At 46.4% G+C, this 17485-nt stretch carries 11 protein-coding genes; all 11 read left to right on the forward strand.

Going from position 1 to position 17485, the window contains the following annotated elements; all coding sequences use genetic code 11:
- Positions 1-340 precede the first annotated feature (340 nt).
- Positions 341-1606, forward strand: a complete 1266-nt coding sequence (locus PPO43_RS02725; RefSeq protein WP_272620263.1) for a sigma-54-dependent transcriptional regulator — start codon at positions 341-343, stop codon at positions 1604-1606.
- A 266-nt stretch (positions 1607-1872) separates the two neighbouring features.
- Positions 1873-3207, forward strand: a complete 1335-nt coding sequence (tilS, locus tag PPO43_RS02730; RefSeq protein ID WP_272620264.1) for a tRNA lysidine(34) synthetase TilS — start codon at positions 1873-1875, stop codon at positions 3205-3207.
- Between the two features lie 78 nt (positions 3208-3285).
- On the forward strand, positions 3286-4032 hold the full coding sequence (gene truB / locus PPO43_RS02735; RefSeq protein WP_442985433.1) for a tRNA pseudouridine(55) synthase TruB: 747 nt from the start codon (positions 3286-3288) through the stop codon (positions 4030-4032).
- 200 nt (positions 4033-4232) lie between these two features.
- Entirely contained in the window at positions 4233-5723 is a 1491-nt protein-coding gene (locus tag PPO43_RS02740; RefSeq protein WP_272620266.1) for a tetratricopeptide repeat protein, read from the forward strand.
- Between the two features lie 197 nt (positions 5724-5920).
- A complete protein-coding gene (locus PPO43_RS02745; RefSeq protein ID WP_272620267.1) occupies positions 5921-8056 on the forward strand; it encodes a S46 family peptidase in 2136 nt (711 codons plus the stop codon).
- A 248-nt stretch (positions 8057-8304) separates the two neighbouring features.
- Positions 8305-10602, forward strand: coding sequence for a TonB-dependent receptor (locus PPO43_RS02750; protein WP_272620268.1), 2298 nt, complete (start codon positions 8305-8307; stop codon positions 10600-10602).
- A 166-nt stretch (positions 10603-10768) separates the two neighbouring features.
- A complete protein-coding gene (locus tag PPO43_RS02755; protein ID WP_272620269.1) occupies positions 10769-11998 on the forward strand; it encodes a PepSY-associated TM helix domain-containing protein in 1230 nt (409 codons plus the stop codon).
- 418 nt (positions 11999-12416) lie between these two features.
- Positions 12417-14051, forward strand: a complete 1635-nt coding sequence (locus PPO43_RS02760; protein ID WP_272620270.1) for an ABC-F family ATP-binding cassette domain-containing protein — start codon at positions 12417-12419, stop codon at positions 14049-14051.
- A gap of 114 nt (positions 14052-14165) precedes the next feature.
- Entirely contained in the window at positions 14166-14897 is a 732-nt protein-coding gene (locus PPO43_RS02765) for an FKBP-type peptidyl-prolyl cis-trans isomerase (RefSeq protein WP_272620271.1), read from the forward strand.
- Between the two features lie 41 nt (positions 14898-14938).
- Positions 14939-15904 (forward strand): FKBP-type peptidyl-prolyl cis-trans isomerase, encoded by a 966-nt coding sequence (locus tag PPO43_RS02770; RefSeq protein WP_272620272.1) that lies wholly within the window; start codon positions 14939-14941, stop codon positions 15902-15904.
- A 137-nt stretch (positions 15905-16041) separates the two neighbouring features.
- Complete coding sequence (locus PPO43_RS02775; RefSeq protein ID WP_272620273.1) at positions 16042-16890, forward strand: FKBP-type peptidyl-prolyl cis-trans isomerase; 849 nt, start codon at positions 16042-16044, stop codon at positions 16888-16890.
- Positions 16891-17485 lie beyond the last annotated feature (595 nt).

A 17485-nucleotide genomic window follows, 5' to 3' on the forward strand; every position in this document is an offset into this window, starting at 1 on the left:
CCACAGACCCAAATCCACGCTCCGTTTCTACTCTGTGGCAGCCACAGACCTAAATCCACGCTCCGTTTTTACTCTGTGGCAGCCACAGCCCCAAATCCACGCTCCGTTTCCCTGCTCTGGCGGAAATAATAGGGCGGCAGCTCTTCTAAGCTATCTTATTAGAAACCACTAATAATGAACGAGATAAAAGGCAGCCCCAAAAGGCCAGTTTTCCCCTAGCGCCTTTCGCCAGCTATTCATTAAGGGCTAGTCTATATATGTAATGGAGGAAAAAGGGCTGCCCAATTTTAAAAATGGCCTATAATCTTTATCTTAAGGCCCTATAAAAAGAGCAAACCCTATGGTAAAAATACTAATCATTGATGATGAGGAGAGTATCCGCAATGTGTTGCGAGATATTCTAGAAATGGAAGACTACAAAGTAGATGAGGCCAAGGATGGCATTAACGCCCTATCTAAACTTAAGAAGGGCGGCTACGATGCAGTCATCTGTGATATCAAAATGCCCAAGATGGATGGGATGGAAGTACTTGAAAGAGTGCAAATCCTGCAACCTGATTTGCCCGTGATTATGATATCGGGGCATGGAGACATAGATACAGCGGTAGAGACCGTTAAAAAAGGGGCTTTTGATTATATCTCTAAGCCGCCAGACCTCAATCGCTTACTGATTACCATCCGCAATGCGCTGGATAAGTCTTCTTTGGTTACAGAAACCAAAGTCCTCAAAAGAAGGATCAAAAAGAGCAAGACCCAAGAGATCATTGGCGAATCGGAAGGGGTGCAACGCATCAAAGAGACGATAGATCGAGTAGCGCCTACTGATGCGCGGGTCTTGGTTACTGGTCCCAACGGAACAGGTAAAGAGCTAGTCGCTCGATGGATGCATGAAAAAAGTAATCGGGCCGATCAACCGATTGTAGAAGTCAACTGCGCCGCCATACCTTCGGAGTTAATTGAGAGCGAACTCTTTGGTCATGAAAAAGGGGCCTTTACTTCGGCGGTCAAGCAGCGTATCGGGAAGTTTGAGCAGGCTAATGGGGGTACCCTTTTCCTAGATGAGATTGGCGACATGAGTCTGTCGGCTCAAGCTAAGGTACTACGGGCCTTACAGGAGAACCGAATTACTCGAGTAGGGGGCGATAAGGAGATCAAGGTAGATGTAAGAGTGGTAGCTGCTACCAATAAGGATTTGCGCGAGGAGATCAATGCGGGCCGATTCCGTGAAGATTTATACCATCGTCTAGCTGTAATCATTATACAGGTCCCTTCTCTTAACCAGCGCAAGGAAGACATTCCTTTATTGGTCGAGCATTTTGTAGAAGCCATCTGCCAAGACTATGGACGACCAGCCAAGAAAGTAGAGGCCGATGCTTTGGCCCTTTTACAGGAGATGGATTGGACGGGGAACATCCGAGAGTTGCGCAACGTTATTGAGCGGCTCATCATCTTGAGTGAAAACAGCATCAAGAGAGCGGATGTAGAGCAATTTGTAGCGCCATCGATGCACAAATTCCATCCTCTACGTCAGTTGTTTAAAGAACATGAGGACCTTCAAAGTCTACAAAAGGAAATAGAGGCCGAATGGCATAAATACAAGGCCTAAGTCTTCTTGCTCCATAAAAAAAGCTCTTTCTTTTGCTGAAAGAGCTTTTTTTTAGCCCCTGCAGGCGGCTTTAGCCGCCGCCAAGGCGCGCAGCGCCTAAGGCTGAGGGATGGATAGTGGTGTGGCGTAGCCACAGACCGAGCGGGCTTTGCCTGCGCAGGGCCGAGCAGACCTGCGAGCCACGGCACAGCCCGACCCGACCGTAGGGCGGGGCAGCCCCCAAAAAATCATTTACTACACCTTCATTCTATATAGAACTACAGTTTATGTCTTTAGCCCAAGAGCTTCGAGAATATGTAGCAGCTCAATCGCTTTTTGAGATTGGGGAGGATTTGCTTGTTTTGGGGATCAGTGGTGGTTTAGACTCTATGGTCTTGGCCCATTTGCTTATGCAGTGGCAACAGCCCCAAGTTTGGGTACATTTTAATTATCAATTGCGGGCTAGTGCTCAGGAAGAAGCGGATTTTCTGGCCCAATTGGCGGAAGAAAAGGGCATCCCCTTTTATAGTCGGACTTATGACTTGGGGCAAGAGTTAGCCGAGCAGGGCGGCAATTTGCAGGGGCGAGCTAGGAGTCTGCGCTATCAGTATTTTGAGGAAATTCGGCAGCAAGAGGGAGCCAAATACATCCTGACGGCCCATCATTTAGATGATTTGGTAGAAACCTTTTTCTTGCAGCAGCTAAGAGGCGGGGGATTGGGCAGTATGCAAGGAATTTTGCCCAAGGATGAGCAGCGCAAGCTTTGCCGCCCCCTTTTGTCGGTCCCCAAACAGGCGCTCAAAGCCTATGCTCTACGGCAAAACATTCATTGGAAAGAGGATCTTTCTAATCGAGAGAGCAAGTACAAGCGAAATTTTCTGCGAAATCGGGTCTTGCCTGAAATTGAGCAGGCTTATCCGCATTATAAGCGACGTTTGGCCCAAAATATAAGCTTATTGCAGGAGGAAAACCGCTTTATCCAGAAGGAGATGCAGGCTTATCGCCTCCGTTTATTGGCTGCTGGGAAAAATGGGGAGCTGGCTCGGCTAAGTTGGCTGGCCCTAGAGGATTGTTCGGAGCCGGCGCTCTTTCTACAATATTGGTTGCGGCCTTTGGGCTTTGCCCCTAAGCAGATTCGGGCCCTTTGGGAGAATCGGCAGCAGCAGGCTGGCGGTATTTATCTAGCCCCTGCATATCGTTTGCAGGAAATGGCTTGGGGTTTAGTATTGGCCGAAGCTGAGCGGCCCCCTATGGCTCCCTTAACGCTGCCTATTCCAGAAAAGGGCCAAGAAAGTCGGCTGCCCCTACCCAATGGGCAAAGCTTGCGGCTCTATTGGGCGCAAACAGGGCCTGGGCTAATGGCGGAAGAGCTAGAAAAGGGGCTACATATCCGTCAACAGCAGCAGGGCGATCGGTTTCGGCCATTGGGCATGGGGGGACAAAAGAAAAAGCTCAGTAAATATTACAAAGATGAGCAGCTCAGTCAATTTGAGCGGGAGGCCCAATATCTTTTGGCCAATAGCGAAGAAGTTTTGGCCGTCTTAGGCCGTCGTTTGGGGCATCTCTTTGAGCAGAAGGCTGGGCCAGATCGCCTGCGGTTGCAGCTAGTCAAAAAGGCTTAGGCCTTAGCAAAACTGCCCAAAAAAGCCTAGCTTTGCGCAGCTAGGGCGGGCCCTTTGGGCTTGGTCCTCATTTGTTCGATGACAATCAAAATAAGAACCTTGGAAGTACTCAATCAAACAGCGCCCTATGATTTTCAGGCAGGGGCCCTCCTCTTAGTCGATAAACCTTTAGAATGGACCTCTTTTGATGTGGTCAATAAGATTCGCTATGCCCTTTGTCGCAGCTTGGGCGTAAAAAAAATCAAGGTGGGACATGCGGGCACCTTAGATCCCTTAGCCACGGGTTTGTTGCTCATTTGCACGGGCAAATACACCAAACAAATTGATGGCTTGCAGGGCATGCCCAAAACCTATACGGGCCAGCTCAAGTTGGGGGCCACTACGCCCTCCTATGATGCGGAATCTGAAGAGATAGAGCAGCAATCTATTGAGGGGATTGATGCTGCAGCCTTAGAGCAGGCACGGCAGCAATTCTTGGGGCCTATTGCCCAATATCCGCCTATGTTTTCGGCCGTAAAGATTAAGGGCCAAGCCTTGTATAAGTTGGCGAGAAAGGGCAAAGAAGTGGAGCGCAAAGCGCGTCATATCGAGATATTCGACTTTCAGTTGACAAAGCGCGAGCTGCCTTTGGTTGATTTTGAGGTAGCTTGTAGCAAGGGGACCTACATTCGTTCTTTGGCCTATGATTTTGGTCGAGCCCTAGATAATGCGGCCTATTTGACGGCCCTTAGACGGACCAAGATTGGGGACTATAGCGTAGAAACGGCTTGGTCCTTGCCTGCTTTGATCGAGCATATTGAAAGTTATAAGCAGCAACAGGACTAGTCTTTTTTGGGGCTGCCCCTGCGGCCTACGGCCTTGGGTCGGGCTGTGTCGCAGCTCGCAGGTCTGCTCGGCCCTGCGTTTTTTTTCGCTGCGCTCAAAAAAACTGGGTCTGGCCTGCGGCCACTGCTTTCCATCCCTCAGCCAGTCGCTGCGCTCCTCTGGATCAGCCACTCATTTCCCCATAAAAAAAGCAAACTGTCATGATTAGAACCGCTCATTTATTTGTCATTCTGTTGCTTCCCTATTGTTTAGCGGCCCAGCTATTGCGAGATGGGCGAGACAGCCTAGCCATTCGGCAGGCGGTGGCTTTTCCAGAAGTAAATGCCAGCATCATTTTGAGTTACAACCGCTCTATGTTGGAGCCAGAGTTGCCGCCAGAAGCGCAGGCACCAGAGCGCAGTCTAGAAGAGCTACTCTTAGCTTATGAGGACCCCAAACTGGAGAATGATGTTCAGCTTTTGATTGACATCTATCAAAGTTATTACGATCAGGGCAAGCCCGACAAGGGTTTTCCCTATTTGCAGAAAGCCTATAACTATTCGGTAGAGCTTTATGAGGCCAATCCCTCCAACATAGAGGTATTGGAAGACATTAGTTATATGATGTTGACGGTGGGCAACCTAGAGGGCTTACCCACCTTATGGGAGGGCTTTTGTCAGCGGCAACCGAAGCTAGCGCGGGCTCGTGCGCAATTGGCCCTATATCAGTTGCAGACCTTTCAGCTAGATAAGGCCCAACGGCAGCTAGATACAGCTTATCAACTGGACCCGATGGATCCCAATATCTATGTAACGGCTTTACTCTTCACGACCTATCGGGCCATGATGCAGTTGCCTGCTCAGCGGGAGAACTATGGTTTGGAAGAGCTAGCTAAGTTTGAATTGGACCTTAGCTTTTTGGAGCGTGCAGAGCGGGAAAACCCCAAAGCCTTGCGGATCAAGCTGGCCTTAAAGACGGCGCAGCTCACGGCCCTATTCTATAAAGTCTTCTTTTTGGAGCTCGATCAGTTTTCTAAGAAGGAACCTTTCCAATTAAGGGCCAAGGGGGCGCAGCTCAAGGCCTTAGGGGCTTTAGAGCGGGACTACCTTGAGTTGCTCCAAGAAGAGCCAGAAAATCCCTTTTTAATCTACAAATCATTGGTCCTATTGCATATCTTAAAAGGCGAGTTGGCCATCAGTCAAGACTATTTGGCCAAGGCCGAGGCCATCAATGCCTTTGATGCGGACCTTTATAAGATGATGGGCTTTGCCTATTTGCCAGAGCATAAGTATCATAAGGCCATTCCCTATTATGAGCGGGCCACGGCTATTGCGCCCGAGTTTGAGGAGCTATTTGCTTTAGCTCGTTTATACTTTGAGAACTACGAGTATGAGAAAAGCGAAAAAATCTTGGTGCAACTGCTACAAACAGCCCCAGATAACTATGAATTGGTAGAGGGATTGGCGGCCATATACCTACGTCAGGACCAATATGCCAAGGCTAGGGGGCAATTAAAGCGCTTTGCGCAATTGTATGATGAAGACTTGCACTTAAGTAAGAACAGCGACTATAAGTTTTATCAGTTTTTGGCGGACTTTGCGCTAAGTCCAAAAGCGGAGGCCATGCAAGAGAAGCAGCTCAAGGGCTGGGTGGAAGATCAGAACAGTAGATTTAATGCTGAGGCCAAGCAACTATTAAAGCAATTCTTTTAGTCTGCTAGAATTATCCAGTGTACAGGCCCGAAGGGCCGCAGGCTGAGGGATGGACAGCAGTGGCCCAAAGGGCCAGACCCAGCCGCCTTTGGCGGCGCAGGGCCGAGCGAAGAGCGAGCTGCGAGACAGCCCGACCTGAGCGAAGCGAAGGGCAGCCCCAAAAAAATAGAAACATTGTGTATATATAAAACTAACTAATGAAAAAATTATTAGCATTTGTAGTGGCGCTATTGCTCTTCATGCCTATGAGTTGGGCTGGAGAGGGGATGTGGATTCCGGCGCTGATTGATATGTTCTATTCGGACATGAAGACCTATGGATTAAAGTTAAAGCCTTCAGAGATTTACTCGACCAATAAATCGAGTTTGAAAGATGCCATCGTTCAGTTTGACGGGGGGTGTACGGCAGAGATTGTTTCTGATCAGGGCTTAATCTTGACGAATCATCACTGTGGGTTTGATGCCATTCAGCAGCACTCTTCCTTAGAGAATGACTACTTAAAGCATGGATTTTGGGCCAAGAATCGTTCGGAGGAATTGGCTTGTCCTTGGATGCATGTGACCTTTGTTAAGGAGATGCGTGAGGTGACCCATGATGTATTGAAGGGGACCACAGAGGCCATGACCGAAGAAGAGAAAGCCGTAAAGATTTCGGCCAACATCAAAGCTTTGGAAACAGCGGCGGCGCAGGAAAAGGGCTATAAAGCCAAGATCAAGCCTTTCCATAAGGGAAATGTCTACTATATGTTAATCACGCAAGATTACAATGACATTCGTTTGGTTGGGGCTCCGCCTTCGGCCATTGGGAAGTATGGAGGAGATACGGACAACTGGGTATGGCCACGTCATACGGGTGATTTTTCTGTCTTTCGCATTTATGCGGATGAGGAGAATGCGCCTGCGGCACATAGTGAGGCCAACCGTCCCTACAAGCCTGCTCATTACTTGCCTATTAGTATGAAAGACAAGCAAGAGGGAGATTTCACGATGGTATATGGTTTTCCGGGTCGTACAGACCAGCATTATTCTGCGGCCAAGTTAGGGTTTTACATGGATCAGGAGCGTCCTGCTCGGATTAAGATGAGAGAGACTACTTTAGGTATCATTAAGCCAGCGATGAACAATTCTGATGAGATTCGCATCAAGTATGCTGCTAAGCAGGCTTCAGTAGCCAATGCTTGGAAGAAGTGGATTGGCCAATTGGGGGGCTTGCGTGATCTCAAGGCCTTGGAGAAAAAGGCCAATTGGGAGAAAAAGTACACTACTCGTGCGCAGAGCAAAGAAGAGTGGAGTAAAGAATTTGGTAGCGTACTAGAGGAATTGGCAGTTTTGCAAAAAGAGAATCAGAAATATGAGTTTGCTCGGGCTTTATTCATTGAGTACTTCTTTGTAGGGCCAGAATTCTTGCGATTTAGCTATGGGTTTAACAACTTGGCCAATCGCTACGAGGAGTTAGCTGCTTCGGGTAAGCTAGAAGGGGAAATTGCTCGTTTGAAGGAAGCCAATGCGGCTTTTTTCAAGAACTACGATTTGGGCGTGGACCAAAAAATCTATGAGCAATTGACCCCGCTCTATGTAGAGTATATGGACAAGAGTCTTTTGCCTGATGACTTTGCTGAAGGATGGGCTGAAATGGGTAAAACTATCTTTGGCGGCTCTTTGCTTCTTCATGAAAAGAAAGTAGCGGCCTTATTAGAGCGTTTTGATGCCAAAAGCGCTCAGGAATTGGCGAAGGACCCCGCCTTAAAGTTGGCGGCTAGTTTATACAGCAACTACCTACAAAAGGTAGCACCTAGTTATGGGGCGTTTCAGGCTCAGGAAGAGGGCTTGATGGAAACCTATGTCAAGGGAGCATTGACGATGTTTCCCAAACAGCGGCATTGGTCGGATGCCAACTCTACCTTGCGCATTGCGTATGGCAAACTAGAGGGTTCGGCTCCGCATGATGGCATGGCATATTTGCCTTATACTACTATTGATGGGGTGATGCAGAAGTATCAGAAAGATCATCCTGATTTTGATTTGCCCCAGCGTTTCATTGATTTGTATGAGGCCAAGGATTTTGGTCCCTACACACAGGATGGGAAGCTTTGGGTCTGTTTTACGGCTTCCAACCACACTACGGGGGGCAACTCGGGTAGTCCGGTCATTGATGCCAAAGGGCGTTTGATGGGAATTAACTTTGATCGTAGTTGGGAGAGTACCATGAGTGACTTCATGTTTGATGAATCGCGTTGTCGCAACATTGTGGTAGACATTCGCTATGTGCTTTGGGTCATTGACCGTTATGGCGAGGCCAGCTGGTTGATTGACGAGATGAAGTTGGTCAAATAGCCATCTGCAGAAGATGTTAATATAGAAAACCGCTAGTTCTGAGTAAGGGCTAGCGGTTTTTTTATAGATATCCCCCAAAGCGGGATATAGTCCTTAAAAAGGACATGCTTGACCATATTTATAGTATTTGCCTTAGCGGGGAAGCGCTTACATTTGCAGCATAAATTTCAATTTAATTAACATATATAGGCCCAGAGGAGTACTTCTTTGATCATGAGCTCTAGGTCTTATTTATTCCCTTCTAAAAAATGAAAGACTTATTTGTCTTAATGGTATTTCTATGCCTTAGCCTCAATAGTTGGGGGCAAACAATGATCAAAGGTCAGGTAATTGATAGCGAGAGTAGCTCGCCATTACCCTATGTACAGATTATAAACCGCAATGGTTTATCATATACTCAAACTAATGACTTAGGGCAGTTTGAGATTTCAGCAAAAGCAGAGAAGGACAGTTTAGAAATTCGGTTATTAGGCTATACTTCCTTAGTTGTTTTAGCGACAGAAGCGCTTCATATTTCTTTATCGGCAGAAGCTTTAGCGATAGATGAGCTCTTAGTTAGTGCAAGTCGATCGGTAGCGAGTCGAAGTACATCACCAGTAGCCATTAGCAGTATATCTGCTCAAGACATAAAGCAAACCAAGGCCACTACAATTGACCAGCTAGTCAATCAGTTGGCGGGGGTGAACATGGTTGATTTGGGTAATGAGCAGCACAGCATGAGCATTCGCAGGCCCGTAGACTATGGCGCTTCTTACTTATATATGGAAGATGGGTTACCAATACGGGCCTCTGGGGTCTTCAATCATAATGCACTTTTAGAGATCAACATGGCAGATGTTGGGCGAATTGAGTTAATTCGGGGGCCGGCATCTAGTTTATATGGCAGTGAGGCCATTGGGGGAGCCATCAACTTCATTTCGTCTAGAGGTAGTTTGACGCCTCAGGCGAGGTTGGGAATACAGGGCAGTAGCATGGGCTATGCAAGAGCAGATTTGCAAGCTTCTAGTAGTTTCAATAAACGTTTGGGCATACAGTTGAATGGTTACTATGCTCAGCAGCGGAATGGATTATTAGCACATAGTGATTTTTACAAAATGGCCTTAAATATTGGGGGGAATTATCAATTGGATGACAAAACAAGTTTATCGGCCAAGCTCTCTATCTTAGATTACCATTCAGAGATGCGAGGATCATTGGATAGCACTGCTTTTTTTAGTCGTTCCTATGATTCAGATCAGACCTTCACTTATCGGAAGGTAAAATCTTATCGAGCAAGAATAGATGCCAAGCGCCAGTGGAACAGCCATTCATTTAGTAAAGCCATTGTTTACTTTCGGAATAATGGGATTGAGCAAAACCCTTCTTATCGAGTCAGCGATGATTACAAACCTTGGAGTGGGCAGGGTGATCCCTTATTGGCGCATGGACAAATCAATGACAATAGTTTTATTAGTTGGGGGCTCTTAGGGCAACATCAGGAAAATTGGGCCTGGCAAAATGCTCAGTTGATTATTGGTGGACAACTAGATTATAGTCCCAATACTTATGAGGCTCAATATATTCAAATTCAGAAGACAGAAGAGGGATTGTATAATAGCTATACAACTACAGACAGCAGCTTAGCCGATTATACCGCTCATCTTTTGAATACCGCAGCTTATATGCAGTACCAAATGGACCTTTTTGAAGGGCTAAAGCTAACTGCAGCGCTTCGGTTTGATTATTTCAACTATTCATTTGACAATCAATTAGGGGCAAATGCCTATACAGCAGTAGAAGATGGCAGCAACAGTTTTTATCGCTTAACGCCTAAGTTGGGCTTGAATTACAACTTCAGCAAAACTAAGGGCATTTACCTTAACTATGGACAGGGCTTTGTGCCACCTCAGGTATCTGCACTATACGTAGGGCAGCGCATTCCTATGTTAGATGCTGTTTACTATCAAAACTATGAGTTAGGTAGTTATTTGGGGATTTGGAAAAACCGACTTCGCATAGAATTATCGGCCTACTATATGAGTGGAGAGAATGAAATTATCTCCGTTTTACAAGATGATGGCACGACTATCCGTCAAAATGCTGGTGGAACAGTGCATTATGGGCTAGAGTATAGTTTACGCATTCAGTTGTTAAAGGATTTGAACCTGAGTGTGCAAGCAACTAACTCCATTCATCGTTTTACAGACTTTGAAGATAGTCGAGGAAATGATTTCTCTGGCAACGATATGCCTTTAGCACCTAAATTCTTCATGAATAGTATGCTCAGCTATCAGCCTTCATTTGCAAAGGGCCTCTCATTGCGTTTAGAATGGCGTCACCTGAATAAGTACTATATGGACCAGGCTAATAGTAAAGAGTACAATGGCTTTGACTGCTTTAATCTCAGGTTGGGGTATCAGTATAAGAATCTAGAAGTTTGGGCCCATTTGATGAATCTAAGCGATGAGCTTTACGCTACAGTAGCTAGTGCGAGTCTATGGGGAGAGAGTTATTCTTTAGGGCGCCCCCGTTACTTGCAACTGGGGGTTGCTTATACCCTTAAGTAGTTTTTTGTACAGCCAATAAACTGGCTCGAAATCATCTCTATTTCCTTTATTATTGGGGCCTTGGGCAATAAGCACTCTGGCAAGCATAAGCTTTTTAAGCTGTAGTGCTAAGACTAAAAAAATAATTACTACAACTTGCTCTAAAGGCCCCCATATTATTTATATCATGAAAAACAGACAGCTATTTGCTTGGGTTTGGCGTTGGCATTTTATAGGAGGATTATTCAGTCTTCCTATCATTTTAATCCTAGCTTTTACAGGCGTCCTTTATTTATTCAAAGATGCTTATGAGGAAGATCAACTCGCTCAAAAGCTTCCGCAAGTGGAACAGTTGAAAGAAAAAAGGAGCTGGCAAGAGCAATGGGATCAACTAAAAAAAGACTGGGAATTGGTTCCGCAAACTGTTGAACTAGGCTTGTCTAATGAACAATATAGCGTTTTTTCTCATGGCCGTTTTGGCCGTAAAGCATTTGCCTATATTAACCCTTATCAAGGGAATTTGACCCATCAGTATGCCTTGCGAGAAACCAATAGCTATAAGGTCCGAAAACTGCACGGAGAGTTATTGCTTGGAGGATATGGAACCAAACTCGTGGAGTTAGTAGCTTGCTGGATGATTGTCTTAATCATTACGGGTTTGTATTTATTTTGGCCCAATTGGCAGCAGTATAAGTATATGAAGCAGGGGAGGCGACAATTAGTAATAGGACTACACAGTTATTTATCAGCTATTTTTGCCATCCCCCTCCTACTATTACTTTTGGGTGGTTTGCCATGGACAGATGTTTGGGGCGGTGCCTTTAAGTTCATCCAAAAGAAGACAAATACGGGATTTCCCAAAGAATGGCATGCCCGTTCCTGGCAATCAAATCCTCAAACTACAGCCTTATCTCTAGATGAAGTTATTCAAATTGTAGAGCAACTGGACGTAGAAGGAGAATTGAGCTTAAGCTTGCCTAATTCTGCCAAAGAAGTCTATAGTTTGAGCAATAACCAAGTAGCTTTGGAGAAAAAAGTAATCTACCACCTAGATGCTTACAGCGGAGAAGTACTCTATAGAGGCAGCTGGACCGATATTGGCCCACTGATGCAAGCCCGACTCTGGCTGATGGCCTTTCATCAAGGAGAATTTGGCTATTGGAACTTTTTACTCGTCCTAATCATGGGCATTTCCCTATTCTTTTCTAGCCTGTTTGCCTTAGCCAGTTACCTCTACAGAAAACCCAAGGGCGCCTGGGGCTTCCCCAGCCAACACCGCAACTTCAAAAAACCTTATCTCCTTTATAGCTTAATTGGCCTATTGGGCCTATTATTCCCCCTATTTGGCCTTAGTTTATTGCTCATTGTCACTATTGAATGGAGCACTAAAAACCGAAAACTATCCATGTCCACCTAAATAATTCCCCCTATCCTAACTTTGCTCCATTTAATCACTACAAATGAAGCATGTTTTTATTTTTATTCTTTTTTGGGGCTGCCCCGCCCTGCGGGCGGGTCGGGCTGTGTCGTGGCTCGCAAGTCTGCTCGGCCCTGCAGGCAGGCTACGCCTGCCTTTGGTCTGCGGCTTCGCCGCCCCACTTTCCATCCCTCAGCCAAATGAAACTTCGTTGCTTTCAACAAACTTCGCTGACATCTAGCTAAAGCTGCTGCTCCCCGTAAATTAAACGTAAATCACGAGCTAACACCCCTCAAAACAATAAGTTCGGGCTTAAAACTGCTAAAATCTAAGGGATATCAGGAAATCCAATGATAAATCAGTAACTTTGCGGCCAACTAAGTGAAATCATTTGAACACCGCCACAAACCAACCATAAATGCTAACTGTCAGCAATCTTTCTATGCGTTTCGGCAAACGCATCCTTTTTGATGAGGTGAATGTTGTTTTTTCTACCGGCAACTGCTATGGCGTTATTGGGGCCAATGGAGCGGGTAAATCAACTTTCCTAAAAATCTTATCTGGAGAGCTTGATCCCACCACTGGTCAAATTTCTCTAGAGCCTGGTACACGGATGTCTGTGCTTAAGCAGGACCACTTTGCCTATGATGATTTTGCCGTTTTGGACACCGTCATGATGGGCCACAAAAAGTTGTACGATACCAAAGTAGAACTTGATCAAATTTACCTAAAGCCCGATTTTAGTGAGGCTGACGGTATGCGTGCTGGAGAACTCAGCGCCGATTTTGAAGAGATGGGCGGCTGGTCAGCAGAAAGCGATGCGGCCGAGCTATTGAGTAACTTGGGCGTGGCCGAAGAGCTACACCACAAGCCCATGAAAGAGCTCAATACTAGCCAAAAAGTGCGGGTATTATTGGCCCAAGCACTTTATGGTAATCCCGATGTATTGATTCTCGATGAGCCTACAAACGACTTGGATGCAGAAACTATCATGTGGTTAGAGGATTTCTTGGCTGACTTTAGAAATACCGTTATTGTGGTATCTCACGACCGTCACTTCCTCGATGCTGTTTGTACACATATTGCCGATGTAGATCGCATGCGCATCAATCTACATACTGGTAACTATACCTTCTGGTATGAGTCTAGCCAGTTAGCTGCTCGCCAGATGGCTGATAAGAATAAGAAAATGGAGCAAAAGCGAAAAGAGCTCACGGACTTTATCCAGCGCTTTTCGGCCAATGCTTCAAAGGCCAAACAGGCAACTTCTCGTAAAAAGGCTTTGGAAAAACTCAACTTGGATGAGATCAAGCCATCTACTCGTCGTTACCCCGGTATTATCTTTAAGCAAAACCGTGAAGTAGGAGACCAAATCCTAGAGGTTCGCGATCTTAAGATGAGCCTAGGTGGAGAAACGCTCTTTGATAAAGTTAGCTTTACCGTTCAAAGAGATCAAAAAATTGCCTTTTTGTCTAAGAACAGCTTGGCGGTTTCTAAATTCCTAGAGTGTCTAGTTGGTGAGCAGGGACTCAAGCCTGATTCGGGCAGCATTAACTGGGGCGTTACAGTAACCCCGTCTTATTTACCCAACGAAAACAATCACTACTTTGATGTGGACCTCAATCTAGTGGATTGGTTGCGCCAATATTCTGAAGAAAAAGATGAAACCTTTATCCGCGGTTTCTTGGGTCGTATGCTTTTCTCTGGAGAAGAGACTCAAAAATCATCTAAAGTCCTTTCAGGGGGAGAAAAAGTACGTTGCTTACTCTCTCGCCTGATGCTTGAAGAGGGTAATGCTTTAGTATTAGATGAACCTACTTCTCACCTTGATCTAGAGTCAATCACTAAGCTCAACGAGTCTTTGGTTGAATTCCCTGGTTATATCTTCTTTACTTCTTCGGATCATCAGTTTGTACAAACTATTGCCAACCGAATTATTGAAATTACGCCCAATGGAATCATTGATAAGCTCATGCCTTATGATGATTATCTCCGTGACCCAAGCGTCAAAGAGCAACGGGCACTACTATACGGCCAAGAAATTAAGGCCTAAATCATAACTTTCACTATGCTAAGGCTCGTTTTGTTCCTTTTGGACTAACGAGCCTTCTGTTTGTATAGCCTTTTGAGGCTATCCCAACTAGTACAGCATACAACTTTACTTTATATGAAACTATCTATGAATGCCTCTTCTTGGGGTGCTGCTTTTTTGCTGCTCATTTTGATGTTGAGCATGACTCCTGAGGCTTCGGCCCAAAGACGCAAGAAAAAGCGTAAGAAAAAACAGAAAACTGTACAAGTAGACAGTCTAGGCCTCAGTTATAATTATGGCCTCTTAGTTGGCGCTAGCATTGCTATGCAAGGTATTCCCAAAGACTCTTTATCTGGAGAAGAAATTGCCGCTGGAATCATGAAAGCGCTAGAAAGTGAGTTAGGCCCTCAGATGATGGATCAAGCTCAAGAGCGCTTTATGGCTCGTATGGAGGCCATGCAAGCTGCTTTAGCCGAAGCTAAACTAGCTGAGGAAAAAGTATGGTTTGAAGACAATGCCAAAAACAACAAAAACATCAAGACGCTAGAGTCAGGCATTCAATATGAAGTTTTACAAGCTGGCGAGGGCGAAAAGCCCACAGCTGAAAGCACCGTAACTACACACTATCATGGCACCCTTACGGATGGGAGCGTATTTGATAGTTCGGTAGAGCGTGGACAGCCAGCTACCTTTCCCGTTGGTGGCGTGATCCAAGGTTGGCAAGAGATCCTACAGCTTATGCCCACTGGCGCTAAATGGAAGGTCTATATTCCCTCTGCTTTAGCTTATGGAAGTCAAGCAGTGGGTAGTATTCCCGCCAACTCTATTCTCATCTTTGAAATTGAGCTACTCTCTATTGGAGAGTAATTGAACGCATTATTTAGACTATTCAGAACGATCAAATTAAAATGAAAAAACAGTTTTTAGTACTAGCACTAGCTGCTGGTTTGGGCCTTGTTGGCTGTACAGAAGATAAAGAAAAAGCAGGTGCTGCAGAACTAGGCGAAAACCTAGAACAAATGGAAGAAAAAGCCGCTACCGATGCCCCTGCTCTTGCCGGCAATTTGGGCGAGGCCTTTGGCGTATATATCGCTAGCGACCTCATGAATGGCGCTGGCATTACTGCCGATGTCTTGAATGTTGCTGAGTTTACGGCTAACTTCCAAAAGGCCATGAAAGGAGAAGAGCCTTTCCAAATGCAGACAGTTGGTCCAAAAATCCAACAATATATGGGGGGCTGTGCCGCCGCTAAGCAATCTGGAAACCCTATGCCCCAAGCCCCCGAGAATTTTTCGGCTGAGTTTGGCTTTATGGTGGGCTTTAATGTAAAGTCGCAAGGAATGCTCAACGCCAATAACTTTGACTTTGCTGGCTTTGACAAAGGCTTCGCCTCTGTTTTTGAAGGAGCCCCTAGCATGACTGGCGAAAATGCCCAGCAGCTTATCCAAACTGCAATGACGAAGCTACAGGCAGAGGCGGCTAAGGCTGTTCAAGCAGATGAAAAAGCATTCTTTGAAAAGAATGCCAAGGAAAATGATAAAATCATCAGCCTGCCTTCTGGCATTCAATATGAGGTACTCAAAGAGGGGAAAGGACCAAAACCAGCCATTACGGATAAGGTGCGCACGCACTATCACGGTACTTTGCTAGACGGTTCTATTTTTGACAGCTCTGTAGACCGTGGCGAACCCGCCGAGTTTCCCATTCAGGGCGTAATTAAGGGCTGGCAAGAGGTTTTGCCCATGATGGCTACTGGCGCTAAATGGAAGGTCTATATTCCCTCTGGCTTGGCTTATGGTCCTCAAGGCCGCCCAGGCATTCCCGCCAATTCTATTTTGGTCTTCGAAATTGAGCTTTTGGATATTGTGAAGTAGATGACTTCCCATTTTTTGTAACTAAAAGGTACTTCTGTGGCTATATAGCTGCAGAAGTATTTTTTTAACTATAACTCGCTAAAATGAAAATGATAACCCTCGGGCTTTTTTTCCTCTTTCTCGCCAATTTTGGCGCAATGGCCCAAACAGAAAAAGAACAACAAACAACAGCGCGTTTAGCAGAGGCCTTTGGTGTATATATCGCTAGCGACCTCATGAATGGCGCTGGCATTACTGCCGATGTCTTGAATGTTGCTGAGTTTACGGCTAACTTCCAAAAGGCCATGAAAGGAGAAGAGCCTTTCCAAATGCAGACAGTTGGGCCAAAAATCCAACAATATATGGGGGGCTGTGCCGCCGCTAAGCAATCTGGAAACCCTATGCCACAAGCCCCAGAGAATTTTTCGGCTGAGTTTGGCTTTATGGTGGGCTTTAATGTAAAGTCGCAAGGGATGCTCAACGCCAATAACTTTGACTTTGCTGGCTTTGACAAGGGCTTTGCCTCTGTTTTTGAAGGAGCCCCTAGCATGACTGGCGAAAATGCCCAACGAATTGTCAATACGACCTACCAAAAGATGCTGGCCGAAATGGCCCAAAAGGCAAAAGAGCAGGAAAAGGCATTTTTTGAAAAGAATGCCAAGAAAAATGAGAAGATCATTAGCCTGCCTTCTGGTATTCAGTATGAGGTACTCAAAGAGGGGAAAGGGCCAAAACCAACTATTACCGATAAAGTACGCACGCACTACCACGGTACTTTGCTAGATGGTTCTGTTTTTGACAGCTCTGTAGACCGTGGCGAACCCGCCGAGTTTCCCATTCAGGGGGTAATTAAGGGCTGGCAAGAGGTTGTGCCCATGATGGGCACTGGCGCCAAATGGAGAGTGTATATTCCCTCTGCCTTAGCTTATGGCGCTCAAAAGCGCAAAAAAATTCCCGCCAACTCTATTCTGATCTTCGAAATTGAGCTTTTGGATATTGTGAAGTAAGTATACTGAAGCTGCTGTTTATTAGCTGCTGTAACATTTTTGTTGCAGCAGCTTTTTTGGGGGCTGCCCCGCCCTCCGGGCGGGTCGGGCTGTTTCGCAGCTCGCTGTTCGCTCGGCCCTGCGCCGCCTTTGGCGGCTGGGTCTGGCGCTTCGCGCCACTGCTATCCATCCCTCAGCCAGAGTGGTATTCCTCGCTGCGCTCGTCATTTGTTGATATGTCCCCGCCCACCCTCCCCGCTGCGAGCTTCCTTAGGGAAGCTCTTGGGGAGGATGGACCAATGCATAATTTTTAGGGGTGAGGAGCGGAGCGACGAACGGAATGCTGGGCGCTTTGGCCCCCAAGGCCAAAGGAGCCCAGCCCCCAGGCGAAGCCCCGCCTCAACGAATGCCCAAAGCTAGGTCTAGCCTACTGCTCCCCTGCCTCATTCAAGTAAAAAAGATAGATTTAGCGGGGCCAGAGCCGGCCGGGCGCGCTTGGCGCGAGCCGGCGAAGCTTGAAGCCGCGACAGCGGCTTGTAGCTGAGCCGCAGGGCAGCCTGGCCTAGGGGCCTGAAGGGGTGGCCGCAGGCCAGCCCCAGGCGGCAAAGCCGCCGCA

It is taken from the genome of Saprospira sp. CCB-QB6, from assembly GCF_028464065.1.
Taxonomy (GTDB): Bacteria; Bacteroidota; Bacteroidia; order Chitinophagales; family Saprospiraceae; genus Saprospira.